This window comes from Cellulomonas sp. NPDC055163, assembly GCF_053607065.1.
The window spans coordinates 1-23,737 of record NZ_JBSGSU010000002.1 but is presented as its reverse complement, the minus strand read 5'-3'; the positions used below and the strand labels follow the sequence as shown (position 1 = coordinate 23,737).

At 76.5% G+C, this 23,737-nt stretch carries 23 protein-coding genes; 14 read left to right on the top strand and 9 right to left on the bottom strand.

Annotated elements, in window-relative coordinates; all coding sequences use genetic code 11:
- Nucleotides 1–31 precede the first annotated feature (31 nt).
- Nucleotides 32–1,645, bottom strand: a complete 1,614-nt coding sequence (locus ACWFNE_RS03890; RefSeq protein ID WP_452121154.1) for a molybdopterin-dependent oxidoreductase — start codon at nucleotides 1,643–1,645, stop codon at nucleotides 32–34.
- Nucleotides 1,646–1,811: 166 nt separating this feature from the next.
- On the opposite strand from ACWFNE_RS03890, the gene ACWFNE_RS03885 reads away from it, so the two are divergent.
- The 3 genes from ACWFNE_RS03885 (at nucleotide 1,812) to ACWFNE_RS03875 (ending at nucleotide 4,845) form a co-directional block, all read left to right on the top strand.
- Nucleotides 1,812–2,684 (top strand): SDR family NAD(P)-dependent oxidoreductase, encoded by an 873-nt coding sequence (locus ACWFNE_RS03885; protein WP_452121153.1) that lies wholly within the window; start codon nucleotides 1,812–1,814, stop codon nucleotides 2,682–2,684.
- Between the two features lie 135 nt (nucleotides 2,685–2,819).
- Complete coding sequence (locus tag ACWFNE_RS03880) at nucleotides 2,820–3,761, top strand: HEAT repeat domain-containing protein (RefSeq protein ID WP_452121152.1); 942 nt, start codon at nucleotides 2,820–2,822, stop codon at nucleotides 3,759–3,761.
- A gap of 1 nt (nucleotide 3,762) precedes the next feature.
- Entirely contained in the window at nucleotides 3,763–4,845 is a 1,083-nt protein-coding gene (locus ACWFNE_RS03875) for a HEAT repeat domain-containing protein (RefSeq protein WP_452121151.1), read from the top strand.
- Nucleotides 4,846–4,880: 35 nt separating this feature from the next.
- On the opposite strand, the gene ACWFNE_RS03870 is transcribed toward ACWFNE_RS03875, so the two are convergent.
- Nucleotides 4,881–5,333 carry an HIT family protein gene (locus ACWFNE_RS03870; protein WP_452121150.1) on the bottom strand — a complete coding sequence of 151 codons (453 nt, stop codon included), beginning with the start codon at nucleotides 5,331–5,333 and terminating at the stop codon, nucleotides 4,881–4,883.
- 145 nt (nucleotides 5,334–5,478) lie between these two features.
- On the opposite strand from ACWFNE_RS03870, the gene ACWFNE_RS03865 reads away from it, so the two are divergent.
- Nucleotides 5,479–6,015, top strand: a complete 537-nt coding sequence (locus ACWFNE_RS03865; RefSeq protein ID WP_452121149.1) for a pyrimidine dimer DNA glycosylase/endonuclease V — start codon at nucleotides 5,479–5,481, stop codon at nucleotides 6,013–6,015.
- Between the two features lie 15 nt (nucleotides 6,016–6,030).
- Here ACWFNE_RS03865 and ACWFNE_RS03860 read toward each other — a convergent pair whose 3' ends face one another.
- Nucleotides 6,031–6,576, bottom strand: a complete 546-nt coding sequence (locus tag ACWFNE_RS03860; RefSeq protein WP_452121148.1) for a DUF1697 domain-containing protein — start codon at nucleotides 6,574–6,576, stop codon at nucleotides 6,031–6,033.
- Between the two features lie 183 nt (nucleotides 6,577–6,759).
- Between ACWFNE_RS03860 and nirB the strand changes: the two genes are divergently transcribed.
- From nirB to ACWFNE_RS03830, 6 genes are all read left to right on the top strand, one after another.
- The gene (gene nirB, locus ACWFNE_RS03855) at nucleotides 6,760–9,465 is read left to right on the top strand and encodes a nitrite reductase large subunit NirB (protein ID WP_452121147.1); all 2,706 of its coding nucleotides are present in this window, start codon (nucleotides 6,760–6,762) and stop codon (nucleotides 9,463–9,465) included.
- The gene (gene nirD, locus ACWFNE_RS03850) at nucleotides 9,462–9,875 is read left to right on the top strand and encodes a nitrite reductase small subunit NirD (RefSeq protein ID WP_452121146.1); all 414 of its coding nucleotides are present in this window, start codon (nucleotides 9,462–9,464) and stop codon (nucleotides 9,873–9,875) included. The genes nirB and nirD overlap by 4 nt, the downstream gene beginning before the upstream one ends.
- Nucleotides 9,872–11,206 carry a uroporphyrinogen-III C-methyltransferase gene (gene cobA / locus ACWFNE_RS03845; protein WP_452121145.1) on the top strand — a complete coding sequence of 445 codons (1,335 nt, stop codon included), beginning with the start codon at nucleotides 9,872–9,874 and terminating at the stop codon, nucleotides 11,204–11,206. Before nirD ends, cobA begins: the two co-directional genes overlap by 4 nt.
- Nucleotides 11,207–11,226: 20 nt before the next feature.
- A complete protein-coding gene (locus ACWFNE_RS03840; protein ID WP_452121565.1) occupies nucleotides 11,227–12,327 on the top strand; it encodes a uroporphyrinogen-III synthase in 1,101 nt (366 codons plus the stop codon).
- Entirely contained in the window at nucleotides 12,324–13,049 is a 726-nt protein-coding gene (locus ACWFNE_RS03835; protein ID WP_452121144.1) for a sirohydrochlorin chelatase, read from the top strand. Before ACWFNE_RS03840 ends, ACWFNE_RS03835 begins: the two co-directional genes overlap by 4 nt.
- Before the next feature lie 109 nt (nucleotides 13,050–13,158).
- On the top strand, nucleotides 13,159–13,905 hold the full coding sequence (locus tag ACWFNE_RS03830) for an alpha/beta hydrolase (RefSeq protein ID WP_452121143.1): 747 nt from the start codon (nucleotides 13,159–13,161) through the stop codon (nucleotides 13,903–13,905).
- Between the two features lie 39 nt (nucleotides 13,906–13,944).
- Here ACWFNE_RS03830 and ACWFNE_RS03825 read toward each other — a convergent pair whose 3' ends face one another.
- Together ACWFNE_RS03825 and ACWFNE_RS03820 are read right to left on the bottom strand one after the other, a co-directional pair.
- Nucleotides 13,945–14,514, bottom strand: coding sequence for an NYN domain-containing protein (locus ACWFNE_RS03825; protein ID WP_452121142.1), 570 nt, complete (start codon nucleotides 14,512–14,514; stop codon nucleotides 13,945–13,947).
- A gap of 103 nt (nucleotides 14,515–14,617) precedes the next feature.
- Complete coding sequence (locus ACWFNE_RS03820) at nucleotides 14,618–15,508, bottom strand: FKBP-type peptidyl-prolyl cis-trans isomerase (protein ID WP_452121141.1); 891 nt, start codon at nucleotides 15,506–15,508, stop codon at nucleotides 14,618–14,620.
- 317 nt (nucleotides 15,509–15,825) lie between these two features.
- Here ACWFNE_RS03820 and ACWFNE_RS03815 point away from each other — a divergent pair, with 317 nt between their 5' ends.
- Nucleotides 15,826–16,332: a flavodoxin domain-containing protein gene (locus ACWFNE_RS03815; protein WP_452121140.1), complete on the top strand. Its 507-nt coding sequence runs from the start codon at nucleotides 15,826–15,828 to the stop codon at nucleotides 16,330–16,332.
- Between the two features lie 4 nt (nucleotides 16,333–16,336).
- Here the strand turns inward: ACWFNE_RS03815 and ACWFNE_RS03810 are convergent, their stop codons facing one another.
- Nucleotides 16,337–17,242 (bottom strand): serine/threonine-protein kinase, encoded by a 906-nt coding sequence (locus ACWFNE_RS03810; protein ID WP_452121139.1) that lies wholly within the window; start codon nucleotides 17,240–17,242, stop codon nucleotides 16,337–16,339.
- Nucleotides 17,243–17,460: 218 nt separating this feature from the next.
- Here ACWFNE_RS03810 and ACWFNE_RS03805 point away from each other — a divergent pair, with 218 nt between their 5' ends.
- The 3 genes from ACWFNE_RS03805 to ACWFNE_RS03795 all read left to right on the top strand — a co-directional run bounded on the left by ACWFNE_RS03805 (nucleotide 17,461) and on the right by ACWFNE_RS03795 (nucleotide 20,096).
- Nucleotides 17,461–18,678, top strand: a complete 1,218-nt coding sequence (locus ACWFNE_RS03805; RefSeq protein WP_452121138.1) for a ferrochelatase — start codon at nucleotides 17,461–17,463, stop codon at nucleotides 18,676–18,678.
- A 134-nt stretch (nucleotides 18,679–18,812) separates the two neighbouring features.
- Nucleotides 18,813–19,481, top strand: coding sequence for a hydrogen peroxide-dependent heme synthase (gene hemQ, locus ACWFNE_RS03800; protein ID WP_452121564.1), 669 nt, complete (start codon nucleotides 18,813–18,815; stop codon nucleotides 19,479–19,481).
- Nucleotides 19,482–19,601: 120 nt separating this feature from the next.
- Entirely contained in the window at nucleotides 19,602–20,096 is a 495-nt protein-coding gene (locus tag ACWFNE_RS03795; protein ID WP_452121137.1) for an META domain-containing protein, read from the top strand.
- Between the two features lie 17 nt (nucleotides 20,097–20,113).
- Here the strand turns inward: ACWFNE_RS03795 and ACWFNE_RS03790 are convergent, their stop codons facing one another.
- The 3 genes from ACWFNE_RS03790 to ACWFNE_RS03780 all read right to left on the bottom strand — a co-directional run.
- Complete coding sequence (locus tag ACWFNE_RS03790) at nucleotides 20,114–21,175, bottom strand: LLM class flavin-dependent oxidoreductase (protein WP_452121136.1); 1,062 nt, start codon at nucleotides 21,173–21,175, stop codon at nucleotides 20,114–20,116.
- Between the two features lie 83 nt (nucleotides 21,176–21,258).
- Nucleotides 21,259–22,602 carry a Glu/Leu/Phe/Val family dehydrogenase gene (locus tag ACWFNE_RS03785; RefSeq protein ID WP_452121135.1) on the bottom strand — a complete coding sequence of 448 codons (1,344 nt, stop codon included), beginning with the start codon at nucleotides 22,600–22,602 and terminating at the stop codon, nucleotides 21,259–21,261.
- A gap of 106 nt (nucleotides 22,603–22,708) precedes the next feature.
- A partial coding sequence (locus ACWFNE_RS03780) for a M15 family metallopeptidase (RefSeq protein WP_452121134.1) occupies nucleotides 22,709–23,737 on the bottom strand: 1,029 nt, incomplete at its 5' end.

The following is a 23,737-nucleotide window of genomic DNA, read 5'->3' as shown; positions in this document are numbered from 1 at the left end:
CGCCACGACGGGGATATGCCCCGGGGGCGGCTCAGGCGTCGGTGACCTTGACGCGCACGGTGTGGTACCCGGTCGCGCCGTCGGGGACGACCCGCGCGACGTCCGCGGTCTGCGGGCCGTCCGGGTCGCTCGCACGCACCTGCAGCTCGTGGTCGCCGGGCGTGGCGTCCCACGCGTGCGTCCACTGCCGCCACGAGTCGATCCCGCCGTCCGCCGCGAGCGTCGCACGTTCCCACGGACCCTCGTCGACGCGGACCTCGACGCCCTCGACGCCCCGGTGCTGCGCCCAGGCGGTGCCCGCGACCACGGTCCGGCCGGCGGCGACCTGCGTCGCGTGGCGCGGCACCTCGATGCGCGACTGGGTCTTGACCGGACCGTGCTCCGACCAGCCGCGCACCGTCCAGTACGCCTCCGCGTCAGCGAACCGCGTGACCTCGAGGTCGACGACCCACTTCGTCGCCGACACGTACCCGTAGAGGCCCGGCACCACCATGCGGACGGGGAAGCCGTGCTCGACGGGCAGCGGCTCGCCGTTCATCCCGACGGCCAGCAGGGCGTCCCGGTCGTCGGTCAGGGCCTCGATCGGCGTGGAGGCGGTGAACCCGTCGGCGCTCGTCGAGAGCACCATGTCGGCGTCCGGCAGGGGACCGGCGCGCTCCAGCAGCTCGCGCACGGGCAGCCCGAGCCACCGCGCGTTGCCGACGAGGTCCCCGCCGACCTCGTTCGACACGCACGCGAGCGTGACCCACGCCTCGACGAGGTCCGAGCCCAGCAGCTCGTCGAACGTCAGCGTGACCTCCCGCTCGACGAGACCGTGCACCCGCAGCGCCCACGTCGTGGGGTCGACGCGGGGGACGGTGAGCGCGGTGTCGATCCGGTAGAACGCGCTGTTGCGGGTGACCCACGGGTCGACCCCGGGCACGCCCGAGTCCACGCCTGCCGGGAGCGCGGCGGTCCGGGCCGCGGTGGGGAGCCGCAGCGTCTCGCGGACCGCCTCGACGGCGCGGCGCCCGGCTCCGAGCGTGCGGCCCGCGACGACCGCGAGCGCCCCGCCGACGGCGAGGGCGCCGGTGAGGCGGAGGAAGGAGCGCCGGTCCGCCGACCCCGCCGGTGCCGCCGATCCCGTCGCGTCCCTGCGCTCACTCGCCGGCGGCGCCCCGGCCGAAGGCTCGTCCACCGGACGCGCGCCCGCCGGCGGTGCGCCCGCCACGCGGGCGCGTCCGGGCAGACGGTCCACGAGCCACCGCAGCACGAGCAGCCCCGCCAGCGCACCGACCAGGCTCGGGAGCGGTGCCAGCAGCCCGGCGTCGGGGCGGGACGCCGCGGCCAGCGCGCCGGCGGCCCCGAGGAGCACGACGAGCGCCGCACCGAACGCCCACCGCCGCGCAGCGAGCACCCCCGCGAGCGCGGCGAGGACCGCGAGCACGACGACGCTGCCGACGGTGAGCGCGAGCTTGTCGGCGGTCCCGAACGCCGCGATCGCGAGGTCCTTGAGCCACCCGGGGGTCGCGTCGACGAACGTGGCGCCGACGGCGACGAGCGGGTCCGCGCTCGCGGAGACCAGCGCGGCGGTGAGCGCAGCGACGCCGAGCGTCACCGCCCCGGCGGCGAGACCGGCGAGCGCGGCGAACCGGGTGCGAGGCATGGTCCGAGTATGCGGCGACGCGCGCCGACCGGCCGGCAGACGCGGCTGCTCCCGGCGGCGAGGGCTGCGGGCGCTGCGGGTGCTGGGTGCGCTGCGGGCGCTGCCGTCCGTCCGGTGCCCTGCCGGTGCCGCGACCGTCCCGCGCCCCGCCGGTACCGTGACGGGGATGACGACCGCTCCCGCCGCACCCTCCGCCCCGACCGACGCCGCCCCGTTGCCCGTCCCGAGGACCGCGCTCGTCACGGGGGCTGGTCGCGGGATCGGCCGGGGGCTGGCGCTCGGGCTCGCGCGCGCGGGCTGGGCCGTGGCCCTCGTCGGCCGCACGCGCGCCCACCTCGAGGCGGTCGCCCAGGAGTGCCGGGACGCGGGCCTCCCGCCCGAGCGGGTCGTCGTGGCCGCCGGCGACCTGGTCGACGCCACGCAGGTCGCGGACGTGGTGGCGACCGTCGAGGAGGCGTTCGCGCCGCTCGGCGGGATCGGTCTGCTCGTGAACAACGCCGGCGTGATCGAGAACGCCGAGGTGCCGTTCGCCGACGACGACCCCGAGGACATGTGGCGCGTCGTCGAGGCGAACGTGCGGGGGCCGCTGCTCGTCACGCACGCGGTCCTGCCCGGGATGCTCGCGCGGGGCGGTGGCCGGGTCGTCAACCTCAACTCGGGCGCGGGGCACCGGGCGACCGGCACGTACACGGGCTACGGGATCAGCAAGGGCGCGCTCGCGAGGTTCACGCGGCTGCTCGACCACCAGCACCGCGCGGCCGGGCTGCGGATCTTCGACCTCGCGCCGGGCGTCGTCGTGACCGACATGACGCAGGGCATGCCGGCGCACGACGACCGCACCGAGTGGACGCCGGTCGAGACGGTGGCCGAGCTGCTGCTCGCGCTCGCGTCCGGCGGGCTCGACGACCTCTCGGGCCGGTTCGTGCGCGCGGGCGCGGACACCCCCGGGCAGCTCCGGGCGGTCGCGGAGCGGATCGTCGCCGCCGACGCACGCGTGCTGCGCATCCCGCCGTACGGCGACGACGACCCGGCGATCTGATCGAGGTGCGGCGCCGCGGCGCGCGGTGGGCGGGGCGCGCAGTCAGCGTCGCGGGCAGACCTCCGGGGCGTCGGCGGCCCGGCGCTTGACCTTGACACTGTGTGAAGGTGTGGACTCGACGCAGGAGGTCCCACCATGACGTCGCACCCGCTGACCCACCCGGACGCTCGCCCGGTCCCCGGATCGGACACCCGCGCCGACACCCGCCCCAGCACCCGCCCCAGCCCCCGCCTCGCCCGCGCCCTGGCCGCCGGGTCGTCGTCCGTACGGCTCCAGGCCGCGCTCGCTGCAGGGACCCACCCCGAACCGGGCCTCGTCGCGCTGCTCGTCGAGCGCTGCGCGGTCGAGCCCGACTTCTTCGTGCGCGACATGCTCACGTGGGCGCTCACCCGGCACCCGGCGGCCACGACCGTCCCGCTCCTGCTCCACGAGGTGCGGGCCGGCACCCGCCAGGCGCGGAGCCAGGCGCTGCACACCCTGTCGAAGATCGGCGACGCCCGCGGGTGGGACGCGATCTCGACGGACGTGCTGCACAACCCCGACGAGGACGTCGCCCGCACCGCGTGGCGTACCGCGGTCGGCCTCGTCCCCGCGGGCCGGGAGGCGGAGCTGGCCGAGGCGCTGTGCGCCGAGCTGGGGCGCGGGGACGGTGAGACGCAGCGGAGCCTGAGCCGCGCGATCGCCGCGCTCGGCGACGCGTGCCTCGCGCCGCTGGAGGAGCGGCGGCACGCCGACGACGAGGCCGTCCGCACGCATGCGCTCGCGACGCGACACCTGCTCGATGACCCCGACGCCGACTTCGGGGTGGCGGTGGCCGAGGCGCAGCGCGTCGCCGCCCTCGCCGCCGCGCCGTCCGTGCTCGCCGACGCGCGCGCGCCGACCGTGCCCGACGACGCGCCCGCGCCGACCGTGCCCGACGGCGCGCCTGGACCCGACGACGCGCCCGGACCCGCCGACGCGCCTGCGCCGACCGTGCTCGCCGACGCGCCAGGTCCGCTCGCCGCCGGCGACGCGCCGGGGCCGGTCCCGGGGTCGCCACCCCCCACGCCGGGGCGGGGCGAGCGTGCTGATCGGTGACGTGGCACAGCACGCGGGGATCAGCACCCGCATGCTGCGCCACTACGACGCGATCGGCCTCGTGTCGCCGAGCGGGCGCACCTCGGGCGGCTACCGCGCGTACGCGACTGACGACCTGCGCCGGCTGTTCCAGGTCGAGTCGCTGCGCTCGCTCGGGCTGCCGCTGGGCGACGTGCGCAGCGCGCTCGACGACCCGACGTTCGCGCCGTCGGCCCTCGTCGACCGTCTGATCGCCTCGACGCGGGAGCGGGTCGCGCGCGAGCAGGAGCTGCTGGCGCGGCTGCGCGAGGTGCGGGCGAGCGAGCCCGCCGCGTGGACCGACGTGCTGGGCCTGGTCGCGCTGCTGCGCGGGCTCGACCACGGGCAGCCGGCGCACCGCCAGCAGCTCCTGCTCACCGCTCCCGGCGTGGCGCGCGTCCCCGCGGCGTCGCTCGCCGAGGCACTCCTCGGGGAGGACGACGCCAACGTCGCGGGCGCGCTGCAGTGGGCGCTCGGCCGGCACGAGGACGACGCGGTGCACGTCCTCGTGGCCGCGCTCGACGCGCCCGACCGGGACGTCCGGCGGCGGGCGGTGCGTGCGCTCGTGCGCGTCCCGACCGACGAGGCGGCGGCCGCGCTGACCCGGGCGCTCGACCACCACGACGAGGACGTGCGCGGTCGCGCGGCGCTCGGCCTGGGCGCGCGCGGCGACGAGGTGTCCGTCCCCGAGCTGGTCCGCATGGTGGTCCGCGGTGACGACGACGTCGAGGCGGCGGAGGTCCTCGGCGCGCTCGCCGGGCGGCACCGCAGCGCCGACCGGATCGCCCGGGCGGTCGAGGACGAGCTCCGGCGGCCCGGGGCTCCGTCCGCGGCGCGCGCACGTCTCACGCAGGCGCTCGCGGAGCTCGACGGCACCGCCGCCGAGGAGCTGCTCACGGCCCTGGCCGAGGACGCCGACCCCCACGTGCGGCGGATCGCCGCCTACTGCCTCCGCGCACGCACGGCCCCGAGCCGCCGCCCGCTGCGGGGCCGCGCCACACCACCGAGCCGTCCCACGCCGCCGAGCGGTCCCACGCCTCCGGATCGCGGCACGCCGGACCAGTAGCCCGGGGTGCGTCGGACCCGTGTCCGGCGGTCGCGTCAGACCGTGAGCGCGGGCGACGTGAGCGTCGCCGGGACGTGCGCGCCGTTCCCGGCGTCCCGCAGCGCCGTCCGCAGCCGCTCCGCCGCGGCGTCGAGCTCGTCGCCCGGCACGTCGGAGCGTGCGTTCGCGAACGTCAGGCTCGACTCGTCCCACGCGGGCAGGACGTGCAGGTGCAGGTGCGCGACCTCGAAGCCCGCGACGAGCAGGGCCGCCCGAGGCGCCCCCCACGCGGTCTGCTGCGCGACGCCGATCGTCTTCGCGACGACCGCGAGGTGAGCGACGACGCCGTCGGGTGCCTCGGTGAGCTGCGCGAGCTCGGCGCGGGGGACCACGAGCACGTGCCCGTCGGTGAGGGGGGCGATGGTCGAGAAGGCGACGCACACGTCGTCGGCCCACACGAACCGGCCCGGGATGGCGCCCTCGATGATCTGCGTGAACACGGTGGTCATGGCCCCACGCTAGCGACGCCCGGCGCGCGGGCCCGGCCGGGCTCACCTAGCGTGAGGGCGACCCTGCCCCCTGGCCCGAGGAGCCCGGCATGCCGACCGTCGTCGCGACCCGCCGCTGCCGGCCGGGCACCCCGAGGACGTGGTCGTGAGGCTCTGGTCGCTCCACGCGCGCTACCTGGACCGCCCGGGTCTCACGGCGGCGTGGCGCGAGGCGCTGCTCGCGCAGAAGGTGCTCACCGGCACGACGCGGGGGTACCGCAACCACCCCCAGCTCGTGCGCTTCGCGCCGCCCGGGTGGCCGCCGCCCCCGGTGCCGGGGCGTGCGGCGCGCGTCCCCGGGACACCGTACGTGCGGGACCCCGAGCCGGCTGCTGCGCCGGAGCCGCGCGACCCCGGCCAGGCGATCACCACGTTCCTGCACGGCATCGCCGACGAGGCTGCCGCGCGGGGCTACGTCTTCGACCGGTCGAAGGTGCTGCACCCGCCCGACCCGCACCTGCACGTCGAGGTGACCGACGGGCAGCTCGCGCACGAGTGGGGTCATCTGCGCGCCAAGCTCGAGGCGCGCAGCCCCGACGTCCTCGCGCGGTGGGCGGACGTCACGGTCCCCGACCCGCACCCGATGCTCGTCGTGGTCCCCGGCCCGGTCGCGCCGTGGGAGGTGCTCGACGACCTCGGGTAGGCCGGACGCGTCCGGTCAGTCGCGCTCGACGAGCAGGCCCTGCAGCGCGAGCACCGTCCGCCAGTTGCGGCCCGTGCCGGCCTGGCGCGCGGCGCGGGTGAGCACGTCAGGCGCCAGGCGCGAGCGGCCGAGGCCGTCGGGGTAGTGCACGTACGCCTCGCGGCCCGCCCACACGACCCGCTCGTTGCCGAGCGCAGCCGCGTCGAACGCCGGGTCGGGGTCGAGGTCCGCGGCGAAGAACATGACGAGCACGCGCCCGGGGTCCTCGGCCGCGGCGTCGGGGAACGGGTTGGCGGCGACGGCGGCGTCGAGCTCGGCGCGGGTGCGGACGACCACGTCGACGTCGAACCCCAGGTCCTCGCGCAGCCCTGCGGCCAGGTCGCCGGCGATCCGCTCGGGCGCCGCGTCGTCGGGCGCGACGAGCACCACGTTGCCGCTGTTCAGGTGGGTCTTGACCTGCTCGTGGCCGAGCCCCTCGGCGACCGCGCGCAGGCGGGCCATGGGGACCTTGCGGTGGCCCCCGACGTTGACCCCGCGCAGGAGCGCGACCACGGCTGTCATGGGCCCAGGATGCCCTGCGCGCCCGCTCCGCAGCACCTCCCGGCCGGCGCGGCGAACTCACACGCGGGCGGGCCGGGCTGTGCGCAGACCGTTCCCCGGGGGTAACGGGGCGCGCCCCCTGGCGGAAACACGGGGTTCCTAGCGTGGGGGCACGCCCCGGCCGGACCCACCCTGGAGACGCACATGGACTCGACCGACCCGACGGACCTCACGCCCGAGGAGCCCCGACCCGCGACCGACGCGGCGACGGCCCCGGCCGAGCAGCCGGCGGACGCCGTGGTCGGCGAGCGCACGCCGAAGCACCTCGTCGTCGTCGGCGGTGGCATGGTCGCGCAGCGGCTCGTCGAGGCGATGCGGGACCGGGACGCCGCGGGGGAGTGGCGCGTCACCGTGCTCGCCGAGGAGCCGCGAGCGCCGTACGACCGCGTCGCCCTGACCTCCTACTTCTCCGGCCGGGACCCCGAGGACCTCGCGCTCGGCACGCCCGAGCTGTGGGCCGACCCCCTCGTGCGCCTCGTGCGCGGCGACGCCGTCACGGCGATCGACCGCGAGGCGCGCACCGTCACGAGCGCGTCGGGGCGCGTCGAGCACTACGACCACCTGGTGCTGGCGACCGGCTCGAAGGCCGCGATGCCGCCCATCGAGGGCAACGACCTGCCGGGCGTCTTCGTGTACCGCACCGTCGACGACGTCGCGGAGCTGCGCGGCTGGGTCGAGGAGCAGCGCGAGCGGTGGAACCGACCGGTCCGGGGCGCGGTCATCGGTGGCGGGCTGCTCGGGCTCGAGGCGGCGGGCGCGCTCCAGGCGCTCGGCGCGCAGAGCACCGTCGTGCAGTTCGGCACGCACCTCATGTCGGCGCAGATCGACCTCGGCGGGGGTGAGGCGCTGCGCCGGCTCATCAACTCCCTGGGCGTCGGCGTGCGGCTCAACACGGCGACGACCCGCATGCGCACGAACCGCCGGGGCACGGTCGGGCGCCTCGACTTCGCGGACGGCGGCCGGCTCGACGTCGACGTCGTCGTGGTCGCGACCGGCGTCACCCCGCGCGACGAGCTCGGCCGGGCCGCGGGCCTCGAGGTCGGCCCGCGCGGCGGCGTCGTGGTCGACGACGCGTGCCGGACCGCCGACCCGTTCGTCTCGGCGGCCGGCGAGGTCGCGTGCATCCAGGGCGCCTGCATCGGGCTCGTCGCCCCCGGGTACGCGATGGCGGAGATCGTCGTGGACCGCCTGCTCGGCGGCGCGGCGACGTTCCCCGGCGCGGACACCGCGACCAAGCTCAAGCTCTCCGGGGTCGACGTCGCGAGCTTCGGCGACGCGTTCGCGGTCACGCCGGGCGCGCTCGAGATCGTCTGGGCCGACCCGGTCGGCGGCGTCTACAAGAAGCTCGTGCTGTCGGACGACGCGCGCACGCTGCTCGGCGGCGTCCTCGTCGGGGACGCCAGCGCGTACGCGTCGCTGCGCCCGATGCTCGGCCGCGAGCTGCCCGGCGACCCGGGCCAGTACCTGCTGCCCGAGGGCGGCGGCGGTGGGGGTGCGGCGCTCGAGCTGCCCGACGACGCCGCGGTCTGCTCGTGCAACAACGTCACCGCGGGCACCGTCCGCGGCGCGGTCACCGAGCACGGCTGCACCGACCTCGGCGCGGTGAAGGCCTGCACGCGCGCCGGGACGAGCTGCGGCTCGTGCCTCCCGCTCGTCAAGAAGCTCGTCACCACGGAGCTCGAGAAGTCCGGCATCACGGTCAGCAAGGCGCTCTGCGAGCACTTCGACCTCTCCCGGGCCCAGCTCTACGACGCCGTCCGCGTCACGCAGCTCCGCTCGTTCACCGACGTGCTCGCGCGGTTCGGCACGCGGCCCGGAGCCCGCGGCTGCGACATCTGCAAGCCCGTCGTCGCGTCGATCCTCTCCACCACCGCCCCCGGGCACGTCCTCGAGGGCGAGCGCGCGACGCTGCAGGACACCAACGACCACGTCATGGCGAACCTGCAGAAGGACGGCTCCTACTCGGTCGTCCCGCGCATCGCCGGCGGCGAGATCACCCCCGAGGGCCTGCTCGTGATCGGGCAGGTCGCGAAGGACTTCGGGCTGTACACGAAGATCACGGGCGGCCAGCGCATCGACATGTTCGGGGCGCGGATCGACCAGCTCCCCGCGATCTGGAAGCGCCTCGTGGACGCCGGCATGGAGTCCGGGCACGCGTACGGCAAGTCGCTGCGCACCGTGAAGTCGTGCGTCGGGTCCACCTGGTGCCGGTTCGGGGTGCAGGACTCCGTGGCGCTCGCCGTCGAGCTCGAGCTGCGGTACCGCGGCCTGCGGTCCCCGCACAAGATCAAGCTCGGCGTGTCGGGCTGCGCACGCGAGTGCGCCGAGGCGCGGGGCAAGGACGTCGGGGTCATCGCCACGGACAAGGGCTGGAACGTCTACGTCGGTGGCAACGGCGGGTTCACCCCGCGCCACGCGCAGCTCCTCGCCGAGGACCTCGACACCGAGACCCTCGTGCGGACCATCGACCGCTTCCTCATGTACTACGTGCGGACCGCGGACCGGCTGCAGCGCACGGCGCCGTGGATGGAGGACGTCGAGGGCGGCCTCGAGGGTGTGCGCGCCGTGATCATGGACGACTCGCTCGGCATCGCCGCGGACCTCGACGCCCAGATGGCGCTGCACGTCGACTCGTACGAGGACGAGTGGGCCGCGACGCTCGCCGACCCCGAGAAGCTGCGCCGGTTCGCGTCGTTCGTCAACGCGCCGGCCACGCCCGACCCGTCGCTCGCGTACGTCGCGGAGCGCGGCCAGGCACGGCCCGCCACGGCGGAGGAGAAGAACGGGTACGACGACGGGCGCACCGGTGCGGTGCTCGTCGCGGGGACGACTCTGGAGGTGCGCTCGTGACCGCTGCTCAGGTGGAGGAGCTCGTGGTGGAGGACGTCGCGTGGGTGGACGTGTGCCGGCTCGACGACCTCGCGCCCGAGCGGGGTGCGGCGGCGCTCGTCGGCGGGGACCAGGTCGCGCTGGTCCGGCTGCTCGACGACCGCGTCCTCGCGGTCCAGCAGCTCGACCCGTTCTGCGGCGCGTACGTGATGTCCCGCGGCATCGTGGGCACGCGGTCGGTCGACGGCGTGGACGTCCCGACCGTCGCGTCGCCGATGTACAAGCAGGTGTTCGACCTGACGACCGGCCGGTGCCTGGACGCGGTCGGCAAGGAGCCCGCCGACCTGCGGACGTGGCCCGTGCGCGTCGTGGCCGGCTCGGTGCAGGTCGGCGTCGCGGCCGGCTCGGTCGCCGTCGGGGGTGCGGGGTGACCGCGCTGCTCGGGCTGCGGCTCGCCGGCCGGCGCGTCGTCGTCGCGGGCGGGGGACCGGTCGCGGCCCGGCTCGTGCAGGACCTGCTCGTCGAGGGTCCGCGCGTCCTCGTGGTCGCCCCGCAGCTGTGCGAGGCGCTGCTCGACATGCACCGCTGGGGGCTCGTCGAGTGGCGCGCCGGAGAGGTCCGCGCGAAGGACCTCGACGGCGCGTGGCTCGTGCAGACCGCGACGGGCGACCGGTCCACCGACGTCGCCGTCGCCGGGTGGGCCGAGGAGCGCCGGGTCTTCTGCGTGACGCCGGGCGACGCGCCCGGCGGGACCGCGCGCACCCCCGCGACGACCCGGCTCGGCGACGTGCTCGTCGGCGTCGTCGCGACGTCCGCGGGGAGCGCGGCCGAGCCGTCGGGTGCGTCCGGCGCATCCGCCCCGTCGGCCTCCGCCGGACCCGCGGACGCCCGCCGGATCGCCGGCGTGCGCGACGCCATCGCGACCCACCTCCGTCAGGGCGGCGCGGACCTGCGCCGCCGCCGCGCGCCGGTGCCCGGGCAGGGCCGGGTCGTGCTCGTCGGCGGGGGACCGGGCGCGGTCGACCTGCTGACCGTCCGTGCCCGCCAGGCGCTCGCCGAGGCGGACGTCGTCGTGACCGACCGCCTCGGGCCGACGGCCGTGCTCGACGAGCTGCCCGCGGACGTCGAGGTGATCGACGTCGGCAAGACCCCCGGCAACCACGCCGTCCCGCAGCACGAGATCAACCGGGTCCTCGTCGAGCGGGCCCAGCGCGGCGAGCTCGTCGTGCGCCTCAAGGGCGGCGACCCGTTCGTGTACGGGCGCGGCGGCGAGGAGGTGCTCGCGTGCCGTGAGGCCGGGGTGCCCGTGACCGTCGTCCCGGGCGTGAGCAGCGCGTTCGCCGTGCCCGCCGCGGCCGGCATCCCGCTCACGCACCGCGGGACCGTCGGCTCGGTGCAGGTCGTCAACGGGCACGACGGGCTCTCCCGCGCCGCGCTCGCCGGGCTGTGCGACGCGTCGCTGACCCTCGTGGTGCTCATGGGCGTGAGCATGCTCGACGAGCTCGTCGCCACCGCGCTCGGCGCCGGCACCGACCCGGCGACGCCCGTGGCGATCGTCGAGAGCGGCACGCTCGACACGCAGCGGGTGACCCGGGCGCCGCTCGACGGGATCGTCGCCGCGGCCCGGTCCGCGGGCGTGCGCGCGCCCGCCGTCATCGTCGTCGGCGCGGTCGCGGCCGACGGCCTCCTGGTGCCCCCGCCGCCGCCGGACGACGGGCCCGACACACGACCGACATCCGGCCAGGACACAATGACCTCGTGAGCGACCACATCGACCAGACCATGGCCGGGGTCGTCGTGCTCGTGACCGCGGACCGCCGGTCGGCCGAGCTCGGCGCAGCCCTGGCCCGCCGTGGTGCCGCGATCCGGCACGCCCCGGCGCTCAGCATGGTCCCCAACCAGGACGACGCCGCGCTGGTCGCGGGCACCCGCGCGCTCATCGCCGACCCGCCCGACGTCGTCGTCGTGACGACCGGCATCGGCTTCCGCGGCTGGATCGAGGCGGCCGACGCCGTGGGGATCGCCGACCAGCTCACCGCGGTGCTCCGGAACGCCCGCATCGTCGCCCGCGGACCCAAGGCGCGCGGGGCGATCCAGGCCGCGGGGCTCCAGGCCGACTGGGTCGCGGAGTCCGAGACGAGCGCCGAGATCGCCGAGGTGCTGCTCGACGAGGGCGTCGCCGGCCTCAAGGTCGCCGTGCAGCACCACGGCGCGGGGGCCGACGGGCTCGACCGCGCGTTCGAGGTCGCGGGCGCGCACGTCCGCAGCCTCGTCGTCTACCGCTGGGGGCCGCCACCCGACCCCGAGGCGCTCGCGGCGTCGGTGCGGGCGGTCGCCGCCGGGGAGATCGACGCGGTCGTGTTCACGTCGGCGCCGGGGGCGGCCGCGTGGCTCGCCGCGGCCGAGGAGGCCGGCGTCCTCCCGACGCTCGTGCGGCTCGCCGGGCGGGGGCAGGTCGTCACCGCGGCGGTCGGCCCGGTCACCGCGAAGCCGCTCGTCGAGCGAGGGATCACCCCGATCGTCCCGGACCGCGGGCGGCTCGGGTCGCTCGTGCGCACGCTCGTCGCGCACTACGGCGGGCTGCAGACGCTCGACACGGTCGCGGGCCCGCTCCAGGTGCACCGCGGCGCCGCGGTGCTCGACGGCCGGGTGCTCCCGCTCTCGCCGTCGGGCCTCGAGGTGCTGCGGCTGCTCGCCGCGGCGCGCGGCGCCGTCGTCCCCCGCTCCGACCTGCTCTCGGTGCTGCCCGGGGACTCGCAGGACCCGCACGCCGCCGAGGTCGCCGTCGCACGTCTCCGGGAGGCGACCGGCAGCAAGGGCCTGATCCGCACGGTGGTCAAGCGCGGCTACCGGCTCGAGCTCGTGAGCGAGGGAGGACGATGACGCACACACCGCCGCCGGTGCTCGTGGGGTGCTCGCACGGCACCGACAGCGTGGCCGGCCGGGCCGCGATCCGCTCGATCCTCGACGCCGTCCGTGGGCGGCGCCCCGACCTCGACGTGCGCGAGGCGTTCGTGGACGTGCAGCAGCCCGAGGTCCCCGACGTGGTCGCGGGTGCGGTCGAGCCGGACGGGTCGACCGCCGTGGTCGTGCCGCTCCTGCTCTCGGTGGGCTTCCACGTGCGCGTCGACATCGCCGAGTCCGTCGAGGGGCACCCGGCCGTCGCCGCCTCGCCGCTCGGCCCTGACCCGCGCCTCGTCGACCTGCTCGCGGACCGCCTCGCCGAGGCCGGCCTGCGCGACGGCGACGCCGTGGTGCTGGCCGCGGCCGGCTCGACCGATCCTGCCGCCGCGGTGGCGGTCGAGGCGATCGGCTCGGGGCTCGCGGAGCGGCTCGGGCGCGCCGTGCACATCGGCTACGGCGCGGGCGCGACGCCGCGGGTCCCGGACGCCGTCGCGGCGGCGCGGGCCACCGGGGCCCCGCGCGTGGTCGTCGCCGCGTACCTGCTCGCGCCGGGGTTCTTCCACGACCGGGTGCTCGAGGCCGGCGCCGACGTCGTCAGCGCGCCGCTCGCCCCCGACGACCGGCTCGCCGCGATCGCGCTCGACCGGTACGCCGCGGCGTGCGCACGGCTCGAGGTGCCCGCGGCGCGCTCCGGCGGCTGACGGCGCCTGGGCCACGCGGAGGGACCGTCCGCTGCCCCTTCGGCCACGCGGGTGCCGGCACGGGCCGACCGCCCTTGACCGGCGGTCGGCCGGGCCCTAGAACGGCCGCATGCCCGCACCCCGGACGGCCCGCCGCCTCGCCCCCCTCGTCGTGCTGCCGCTCGTGGCCCTCCTCGGTGCGTGCGGGGGAGGGGACGGCGGGACGGCCGCGGATCGCACCGCCGAGCCCGCACCCACCGGCCCCCGCGAGATCGACACCCCGGACTGCGTGCCCGACGACGCGCGCGCGGTCGTGACCGGCCCCGAGGACGAGCCCGTCGTCGTCGTGACGCTCGGCGAGGGCACGAACGGCCTCGTCTTCGCCCCGCAGTCGGGCGACACGTACTGCGAGTGGGTGCCGACGCTCGAGGCGTACGCGGCGCAGGGCTACACCGTGACGTCGTTCGCGTGGTCCGGGCACCCCGTGGCGTCGCTGGAGAGCACCGTCGAGGTGCTGCTCGCGGAGGGCGTCGACGCCTACGCGCTCGTCGGCTCCTCGGTCGGGGCGGCGATGTCCGCGGCCCTCGCGGACGACCTCGACCCGGCGCCCGCGGGCGTGCTCGCGCTGAGCCCCGCCGCGGTGTCCGACGCGGGTTCCGCCGCCTCGGCCGACTCGACGTACACGGGCCCTCTCCTGGTGATCGGCAGCGCGGCGGACAACGCGACCGCGGCCCGCCGGGTCGCCCGCTCCGACGACCCCACGACCTACCTCGAGGTCCCGGGCGGCGCGCACGGGCTCGCGATCCTCGCGACCGGCTCCGGCCCGATGGTCGAGGAGCGCATGAGCGCGTTCCTCGACGGTGTCTTCGCGGGCTGACGCGGGCGGCAGGAACCGGGCCTGCGTCGACCGGCCCCGTCAGAGGTAGCGCAGCGGGTCGAACTCGTCGAGCGGGATGATCCGCAGGCGCGGGAGCTGGACGTTGAACGCCTTGACGTCGGACTCGAGGTCGAACACCTCGAGCCCGCGGTCGGCGAGCTGCGCGAGCGCCGAGCTCGTGAACTCGCGGAACGCGAGCAGGCCGACGTGGCGGTCGGTGCCGAGCAGGGCCTCGATCTCGGGGGTGAAGTCGCCGTCGTGGCTCGCGAGGAGCACGTCGCCGGGCCGCTCGGCGAGCGCCGTGAGCGTGCGCTTGATGCCGATGTCGACCACCTTCTCGTAGCTCTCGCCGGCGAGGGGGATCGGCTGGAACCCGATCGCGACGAGGGCCTGCACGAAGGACATCGGCATGGTGCCGTTGGACGCGTTGAGGAAGAACAGCCCCTTCGCGTTGCCGCCCCACGCGCGCTGCGCGAAGTCGAGCACCCGCTCCCAGCGCGGCCGCTGCTCGGGGGTCGGTCGGCCGCTGAGGATCGACGAGCCGAGGGTGGCGTCGATGTTCTCGCCGTCGACCAGGACGTAGGTGGTGCGCGGCGCCGGCGTCTCCATCGGCCCAGCGTACGGCCGTCGGGCCGCGCGCGGGCAGGTCGCGCCGGACGCACGAGGGCCCGGCACGCCGTGGCGTACCGGGCCCTCGCGCGAGCCGTACGGGTTACGGCTGGTCGATGAGGTCGATCACGACCGCGATCGCCGGGCTGGCCTCGGCCGACGGGATCTGCAGCAGGACCCGGCTGCCGAGCGGCACGCCGACGAGGCCGGCGAACGTCGGCTCGTCCGGGGAGACGGGGAACGCCTGCGGGGTCTTGTCCTCCCACGAGCTGCCGATGCTCGACCCGGTCCAGTCGACACCCGAGTACTGGGCGATGAGCTGGCCCTCGGCGACGGGCTCGCCAGTGCCCTCCGCGAGCACCGTGGTGACGACCTCGGTCGGCTCGGGCGACCCGGCCGGCACGGTCACGGTCGCCACGCTGCCGAGCTCACCGGTGACCTGGGGGGCGACCGAGGCCGCCGCGGCGGCGTCCGGCACCGCGTCCGCCTGGGCGCTCGCGTCGGCGCTGTAGCTGTTCAGCACGTCGACCACGAAGACGATGGTGTCCGTGCCCTTGATGCCCGCCTGCTCGTTGCCCTCCTCGCCGTAGCCCTCCTCGGGCGGCAGCGAGAGCATCACGCGGCTGCCGACCTTGACGCCCTCGAGGCCCTTGGCCCAGCCCGGGACGAGCTGGCTCAGCGGGATCGTGAGCGGCGTGGGCTCGGCCTCGCCCTTCGCGTCGTACGAGTTGTCGAACACCTCGCCGTCCCAGACCTGGCCGAGGTAGTCGGCGACGATGAGGTCGGTCGGGGCGACCTCCGCGCCGTCGCCCTCGGAGATGACGTCGGTCGTGAGCTCGGCGGGCGGCTCGGCGTCGGGGAAGGTGATCTCGGGCTTGTCGCCGAACTCACCGCTCGCGGTCGGCAGCGAGCTCTCGGGCTCGCTCGCGCCGCACCCGGCGAGGACGAGGGCGGCAGCGAGGACGGTGCTCGCGAGGACGGGGCGACGGCGCACGTGACGGCTCCAGGTCGAGGGCTCCCGACGCCGGTGTGCGCACGAGAGGACCGTCACGGCGCCGATCGACGACGTGCGGCCGCACCCAGCATGCCTCCTCGGGCCTTCCGGGCGAAACGCCGGACCGACCGCCGGCCACGGGTCACAGGTCCCGGGGACCTCCGACCCACGAGGTCGCCGGCCCGCGCGCGCACGATGGGTGCGGGGGGCAGGGGTGGCGCGCCGCCCTCCCGGACCGCGCGGAGGACCACCGAGCACCCCGACGCACGAACGCACGCACGCGCACCCGGAACCGGCGGCAGACAGAGGTGAGAGCAGTGAAGATCCTGGTCACAGCAGCATCCCGGCACGGCGCGACGCGGGAGATCGGCGCCGTCGTGGCGCGCACGCTCGCCGAGGTTGGGCACGAGGTGGACGAGCGCTCCCCGGCCGACGTGCGGAGCCTCCAGGGCTACGACGCCGTGGTGCTCGGCTCCGCCGTGTACACCGCGCACTGGATCCCCGAGGCGCGCGACCTCGCGGTACGGCTGCGCGACGAGCTGCGCGAGCGGCCGGTCTGGCTCTTCTCGTCCGGCCTCGCGACGCAGCCCGCCGCGTCCGCGAACTCCCCGCACGAGGTCGCCCGGCTGCGTGCGGACGTCGGCGCCCTCGCGCACCGCAGCTTCGCGGGCCGGCTCGACCGCAGCGAGCTCTCGTTCACCGAGCGCACGGTCATCGCCGGGGCGCGCGCCCGCGAGGGCGACCACCGCGACCTCGACGCCGTCCGCCGCTGGGGTCAGCAGATCGCCGCGGAGCTGGCGAGCCGCCCGGTCCCGGTGGCCTGAGCGCTCAGCCGAGCCGCGCCGCGACGCGGTCCCACAGCGCGGGGCGGCGCAGGCGGCGCAGGCGCTCGGCGACCTCCGTCGTGCTGGGCCGCATCGCCGGGTCGCTCGCGGTCATCTCCTGCAGGAGCGAGCACCACGTGGGGCCGAGCGAGTCGGGCACCTCGGGGGACTCGAGCAGGCGCGCGAGCGAGCTCGAGAGCGCCTCGCCGGGGTACGCGCGCTCGCCGGTGAGGCACTCGAGCAGCACGAGCCCCAGCGAGTAGACGTCCGACCCGGCACCGAGCGGCCGGCCGAGCGCCTGCTCCGGGCTCAGGTAGCTCGCGGTCCCGAGCGTGCGGCCGGCGGAGGTGTCCCCGGACGTGGGGCCGCCCAGCGCCTGCGCGATGCCGAAGTCCGCGAGCTTCGTCGCCGTCGCCGGCGCCTCGGCCTCGCCGGACAGCACCGGCTCGTGCGCGAGGAGGATGTTCGCGGGCTTGAGGTCGCGGTGCACCACCCCGGCCGCGTGCGCGTGGCCGAGCGCCTCCGCGAGCTGGCGGCCGATGTCGGCGACCTCGACCGGGTCGATGGGTCCGGCGTCGAGCCGGTCGCGCAGCGTCACGCCGTCGACGAGCTCCATGACGAGGTACGCGAGCGGCTCGCCCTCGGGGCCCTGGTCCGCGCCGACGTCGAGCAGGGCGACGAGCCCGGGGTGCGAGAGGCTCGCGAGCACGCGTGCCTCGCCGGCGTACCGGCCGATGTCGCGCGCGGGCACCCCGTCGAGCGAGAAGACCTTGAGCGCGACGGGGCGGCGCAGGCGCACGTCGGTCGCGGCGAAGACGGTGCCCATGCCGCCGTGCCCGAGGGTTCCGTCGATGCGGTAGCGACGGCCCAGGGCATGGCCCACGAGCGCGTCGAGGCGGGTCGGGTCCACGCGGCTTGCTCCCTCGTCCGGTCTGCGCTGCCTGGTGCGTACGCCCCGGAACGCGCCCCACGTCCCGGGATCCCCTCCAGAACGGTAGGAGGTCGGGCGCCCGTCTGCATCCCGACGGCCGGGTGGAAACGCGGATCTGACAGCCCGTCGCGACAACGTCACCGCGGGCCGACCCGCCGTCACCGGGCCGCTCCGCGCGGCGGTGGGATGATTCTCTGGTGGCTCCCTCGACCCTGAACCCCACCTCGCTCGCGCCCTACGACGGCCTGCTGCTGTTCTCCTTCGGCGGCCCGAACGGACCCGACGACGTCCTGCCGTTCCTGCGCAACGTCACGCGCGGGAAGAACATCCCCGACGCGCGCCTCGCCGAGGTCGGCGAGCACTACGCGCACTTCGGGGGTCGCAGCCCGATCAACGAGCAGAACCTCGCCCTGCTCGCCGCGCTGCGCGACGAGTTGGCGCGCCGGGGCATCGACGTCCCGGTCACGTGGGGCAACCGCAACTGGGAGCCGTACACCGACGAGGGCCTGACGGAGCTGCGCGACGGTGGGGCGACGCGCGTCCTCGCGATCGTCACGAGCGCGTACGGCTCGTACTCGGGCTGCCGGCAGTACCGCGAGAACCTCGCGACCACGCTGCGCGGGCTGGGGGCCACGACGCCGACCGGGGACGACGGGAGCGCGGGCCTCGTGGTCGACAAGCTGCGCCACTACTTCCACACCCCCGGCTTCGTCCGCGCCAACGTCGACGCCGTCGTGGAGGCGTACACCACGCTCGCGGCGCGGACCGGCACGACGACCGCCGAGGCGGCTGCCACCGCGCCGCTCGTCTTCGTCACGCACTCCATCCCGGACACGATGGAGGAGGCGTCCGGCGCGCAGCGCCCGAGCTACCGCACGCAGCACCTCGACGTCGGTGCGGTCGTCGCGGCCGAGGTCGGGCAGCGCCTCGGGCACGACGTGGACTGGACGCTCGCGTTCTGCTCACGCTCGGGCCCGCCGAGCCAGCCCTGGCTCGAGCCGGACGTCAACGACCTGCTCACGGAGCGCGCGGCGCAGGGCATGCGCTCGGTCGTGCTCTCCCCGATCGGGTTCATCTCGGACCACATGGAGGTCGCGTTCGACCTCGACACCGAGGCGCTCGAGACGGCCGGTGAGCTCGGCGTGACCGCGGTGCGCGCGGACACGGTCGGGGTGCGCGCCGCGTTCGTCGAGGGGCTCGTGGACCTCGTCGTCGAGCGGGCGGCGGCGGAGCGCGGCGAGGACGTCGAGCGGCTCGTCGTCGGCGGGCTCGACGCCTGGCCCGACGTGTGCCGGCCCGGGTGCTGCCGGCTGCGCGCCGGCGAGGACAACGGGGTGCCCGCGGCCTGCGGGTCGGACCCCGTCGATCCCGTCGACCCCACCACCACCCCGCAGACCGCAGGAGAGCAGCGATGAGCGCAGGACCGACGACGCCGGACGCCGGCACGCCCGACCCTCGACCGCACGCGGCGTCCCAGCCGCACGGTCACCACGAGGGCGGGCACGCCCCCGGCGTCGCCGAGGCCGTCAACGGAGCGATCCGGTACGCGATGTTCTCGGTGTTCGCCCTCGAGCAGCCGCTGCCCGAGGACCACGACGAGCGCACGCTCCTCGTCGCGGAGTGCGAGGCGGCCGTGCGGGGCGAGGGCCCGACCCCCGCGATCGGCGACCTCGTGGTGCGCGGCTGGTACGACGTCGCCGGCCTGCGCGCCGACGCCGACCTCATGGTGTGGTGGCACGGCGACTCGGTCGAGGCCGTGCAGGGCGCCTACCAGCGCTTCCGTGCGAGCGCGCTCGGCCGGCACCTGCTGCCCGTGTGGTCGGTCGTCGCGCTGCACCGCCCCGCCGAGTTCAACCGCGGGCACGTGCCGGCCTTCCTCGCGGGCGAGGACCCCCGCGACTACCTGTGCGTGTACCCGTTCGTGCGCTCGTACGAGTGGTACGTGCTGCCCGACGCCGAGCGCCGCGACATGCTCGTCGAGCACGGGCGCGCCGCCAAGGACTACGCCGACGTGCGCGCCAACACCCTCGCCGCGTTCGCGCTCGGGGACTACGAGTGGATCCTCGCCTTCGAGGCCGACGAGCTGCACCGCATCGTCGACCTCATGCGCGAGCTCCGCGCGACGCAGGCCCGCCGGCACGTGCGCGAGGAGGTGCCGTTCTACACCGGACCGCGCGTGCTGCTCGCCGACTGGGCGGAGCGCCAGCCGCGCGAGTGAGTGAGCGGAGCGCGCGCCGCACGGCTGTGCGCCGAGCGCGCGCCGCACGGGTCCGGCGAGCGCGACGCACGGGTGCGCCGAGACCCTGACGGCGCCGGGGTGGCGTGCCATGATCGGCACGTGACCGGAGCCGTGCACCTGACCGCAGCGCCGTGGCAGTTCGTCGACGTCGCGGGGGAGCCCCTCGGTGACGTCCCGGAGCGCTCGCGCCCGGCGCTCACGTTCGAGTCCGACGGGCAGGTGTACGGGACGGGCGGCGTCAACCGCCTCCGCTCGACGTACCGGCTCGAGGACGGCGTCCTGCGCTTCGGGACGGTCGTGAGCACCCGCATGGCGGGCACACCCGAGCACACGCAGCGCGAGGAGGCGGTGCTCGCGCTGCTCGCCGGGGACGTCCGGGTCCGCGCGGAGCACGCGACGGCCGGCGCCGCGCACGTCCGTCCCGGGGACGCGCGGACGGGCGATCGAGCGGACGGCGGCGCCGCACCGGGGATCGAGGGTGTCGTGCTGGTGCTGTCCGACGCCCAGGGCCGCGAGTCACGGCTCGTCCCCGTGGCCCGCGTCCCGGACGCGCCGCACGCACCCGCCGAGCCGGAGCCCGGCGCCCCGCGCTGAGGACCGGGCGCCGCGCGTCAGCGAGCCGCCGGCACCTCGGCGCGCACGTCCGCCTCGGCCCACAGCGGCGCGATCGCCTCGAGCGTCGCGATCCGCGTCGCCACGTCGTGGGTCGTCGCCGTGAGGAGCAGCTCGTCGGCGCCCGTGCGCGCGACGAGGGCGGCGAGCTCGTCGACGGCACGCTCGGGCGTCGTCGCGATCTGGGTGCCCGGCAGCTGCGCGAGGAGCTCCGCGGTGCCCGGGTCGAGGTCGGCGAGCATCCGCTGCGCGTCGTCGGGCGACACGATCGGTGCGAGCGGCCGGGGGCTGCGCAGGCTCAGCGCCATGACGCGGCTCGGTCCGGCGAGGTAGCGGGCCTCCTCCTCGGTGTCCGCGACGATCACCGACGCGGACACCATGAGGCGCGGCTGCGCGAGCACCGACGACGGCCGGAACCCGCTGCGGTACGCCGCGGCGGCCTGGTGCGTCCGGCCCGTCGAGAAGTGGTGCGCGTAGCTGAACGGCAGCCCGAGCTCGGCCGCGAGCTGGGCGCTGAACAGGCTCGACCCGAGCAGCCACGCCTCGGGTGCCGACGTCGGCGCCGGCGTCGCGGTGAGCCGGGCGGCGCGCGCCGACGGCGGGTGGCCCTCGGGTCCGCTGCCGAGCAGCGCGAGCACGTCGATGAGCTCGACGGGGAAGTCCTCGGCACCGAGGCCGTCGACGGTGCGGCGCAGCGCGGCCGCCGTGCGCGGGTCGGCTCCCGGCGCGCGGCCGATGCCGAGGTCGATGCGCCCGGGGTGCAGGGCCTCGAGCATCGCGAACTGCTCCGCGACGACGAGCGCCGGGTGGTTGGGCAGCATGACGCCGCCGGAGCCGACCCGGATGCGCTCGGTCGCGGACGCGAGGTGCGCGAGCAGCACGGCGGGCGAGGTCGAGGCGACAGCCGGCATCGCGTGGTGCTCCGCGACCCAGAACCGGGCGAACCCGAGCGCGTCGGCGCGCCGGGCGAGCTCGGTGCTCGCGAGCAGCGCGTCGCGCGAGGACGCGCCGGCGGCGACGGGGGACAGGTCGAGGACGGAGAGCGGGATCGAGGTGGTCACCTCGGGGCAACACGGGGACGGCGCGCAGGCTTCCCGCGGGCGGACCGGACGTGGGTCACGTCACGGCCGCCCGCGGGCGCACGTCAGGGGTACAGCCCGCGGATCTGGTGCGCCTCGGCGACGCGGCGCACACCGATCGTCAGCGCGGCGTCCCGCAGCGACAGCCCCTCGGCGCGGGCGGCGCGCGCCACGGCCTCGTACGCGCTGACCATGCGGCCCTCGAGGCGTTCCTCGATCTCGCGTTCGGTCCACCAGTACGCCTGGTTCGCCTGGACCCACTCGAAGTAGGACACGACCACGCCGCCGGCGTTCGCGAGGATGTCGGGCACGACGATCACGCCGCGCTCGGCGAGCAGCTCGTCGCCGCGCTGCGTCGTCGGGCCGTTGGCCGCCTCGACGACCCAGCGCGCCTTGACCGACGGGGCCGTCCGGGCGTCGAGCACGCCCTCGACCGCGGCGGGCACGAGCACGTCGACGTCGAGGGCCAGGAGGGACGTGTTGTCGATCGGCTCGGCGTCCGCGAAGCCGGTGACGGATCCGGTCGCTGCGACGTGCGCGAGGAGCGCGGGCACGTCGAGACCGCTCGGGTCGTGCACGCCGCCGTACTCGTCGCTGACCGCGACGACGCGCGCGCCGCCCTCGGCGAAGAACCGGGTCGCGTGGGAGCCGACCTTGCCGAAGCCCTGGATCGCGACCGTGACCTCGTCCATCCCGACGCCGGCCTCGGCGAGCGCCGCGCGCGCCGCGTGCACGACCCCGCGGGACGTCGCGGTGGCCCGCCCGAGCGACCCGCCGACCGCGAGCGGCTTGCCGGTCGTGACCGCCGGGATCGTGTAGCCGCGGTTGACGGAGTACGTGTCCATGACCCACGCCATCGTGCGCTCGTCGGTCCCGATGTCGGGCGCCATGATGTCCCGCTCCGGGCCGATCATCGGCATGATCTCGCTCGTGTACCGGCGCGTGACCCGCTCGAGCTCGGCCTGCGAGTACCGCCGGGGGTCGATCGTCACGCCGCCCTTGGCGCCCCCGTACGGGAGCTCGACGACCGCGCACTTCCAGGTCATGAGCATCGCGAGCGCGCGGACCTCGTCGGGGTCGACGCTCGCGGCGTAGCGCAGGCCGCCCTTGCCGGGGCCGCGCGAGATGTTGTGCTGGACGCGGTAGCCGGAGAACAGCTCGGTCGTGCCGTCGTCGCGCCGCAGCGGGATCGCGACGGTGATCTCACGCCGCGGGGTCGCCAGCATCTGGTGCAGGCCGTCGTCGTAGCCGAGGATGTCGACGGCCTTCGCGAGCTGCGCGCGGGCCGTCTCGAGCGGTCGCGTGCGGGCCGGCGCGTCGTCGGTCCCGGTGCTCGGGGCGGCCGTGGAGGTGCCCGGGGTGGCCGGGGAGCCGTGGCCGGTGGTGGTCGACGGGTGGGTGTCCGTCATGGTCGGGTGCCTCCTGGGTGCAGGGGTCGCGACGTGGCACGACGGGTCCGTCGCACCACGCCCCACCATGCCACCCGGCGTGCGCGTGCGCCGGAGGTCCGCGCCGTCAGCTCGTGCGCCCGGGGCCGTACTCGAAGTGCCAGTACTCGGGGTAGGCGGCGTCGGCGCGCACGCGCGCGGGGGCGTACCAGCCGTAGGCCGGGCCGTGCGCGACGAGCCAGTCGTAGCGGGCGGTCCCGAAGCCGTACACGTCGGGCCACTCCTGGACGTCGAGCGCGGTGCCGAGGCCGTGGCTCGACGTGCCGGGCTTCGCGGCGATCGGGCCGAGGGCCTGCTTCATCGCGACCTGGTCCGCGTAGGAGCGGTAGGTGAGGTCCATCGCGATCGACTCCCCGAACGTCGCGCGGAACGCCGCCTCGAGCTCGGTCAGGGCGTCCGCGGCGTCGCAGCGCAGGTACTGCGCGTAGCCGAGCTGGTCGGTGCCCCACGGGATCCGGCACATCGCCGACATCGCCATGTTGCCGTTCGACCCGTCGCCGTCCGCCGTCGGGACCGACGTGACCCACAGGACGTTGCCCGCGGCGTCGGTCGGGCGGCCGGCGGCCGGGGGAGCGGGATCCTCCGGCGGGGCCGGCGGCGCCGCGGGGCGCGCCCTCGCCGTCGGGGTGTCGGGTGCGCGAGCCCGCGCGGCGGCCTCCTCCCACTCGACCCGGGCCGCAGCGACCGATGCGCTCGCGGCGTCGACCGCGTCCGCGGCCGCGAGGAGTGCCGCGCTCGTCACCGCGCCCTGCTCGGCGGCCGCGACGTGAGCGCGCAACGCGTCGAGCGCCGACTGCAGCGCGGCGCGGACGGCGTCGTCGGCCACCCTGCCCGCGGACGCGTCGAGCACCGCCTGCGCGGCGGCGTCGCGTGGGGCGACCGAGGCGAGCGTCGCCCCCAGCTCGCGCGCCTGCGCCTGACCCTGCCGGGCCGCGTGCACCGCGCCCGCCTCGCGTGCCGCGGCGTCCCGGGCGGCCTCCGCCGCGACCCGGGCAGCGGGGGGGGGGGGAGGGAGGGGGGTGGGGGAGTGGGGGGCGGGGTCGCCAGGGGCGTGACGGTCGGCGTCGGCGTCGGCTTGGCGGTCGGCGTCGGGGCC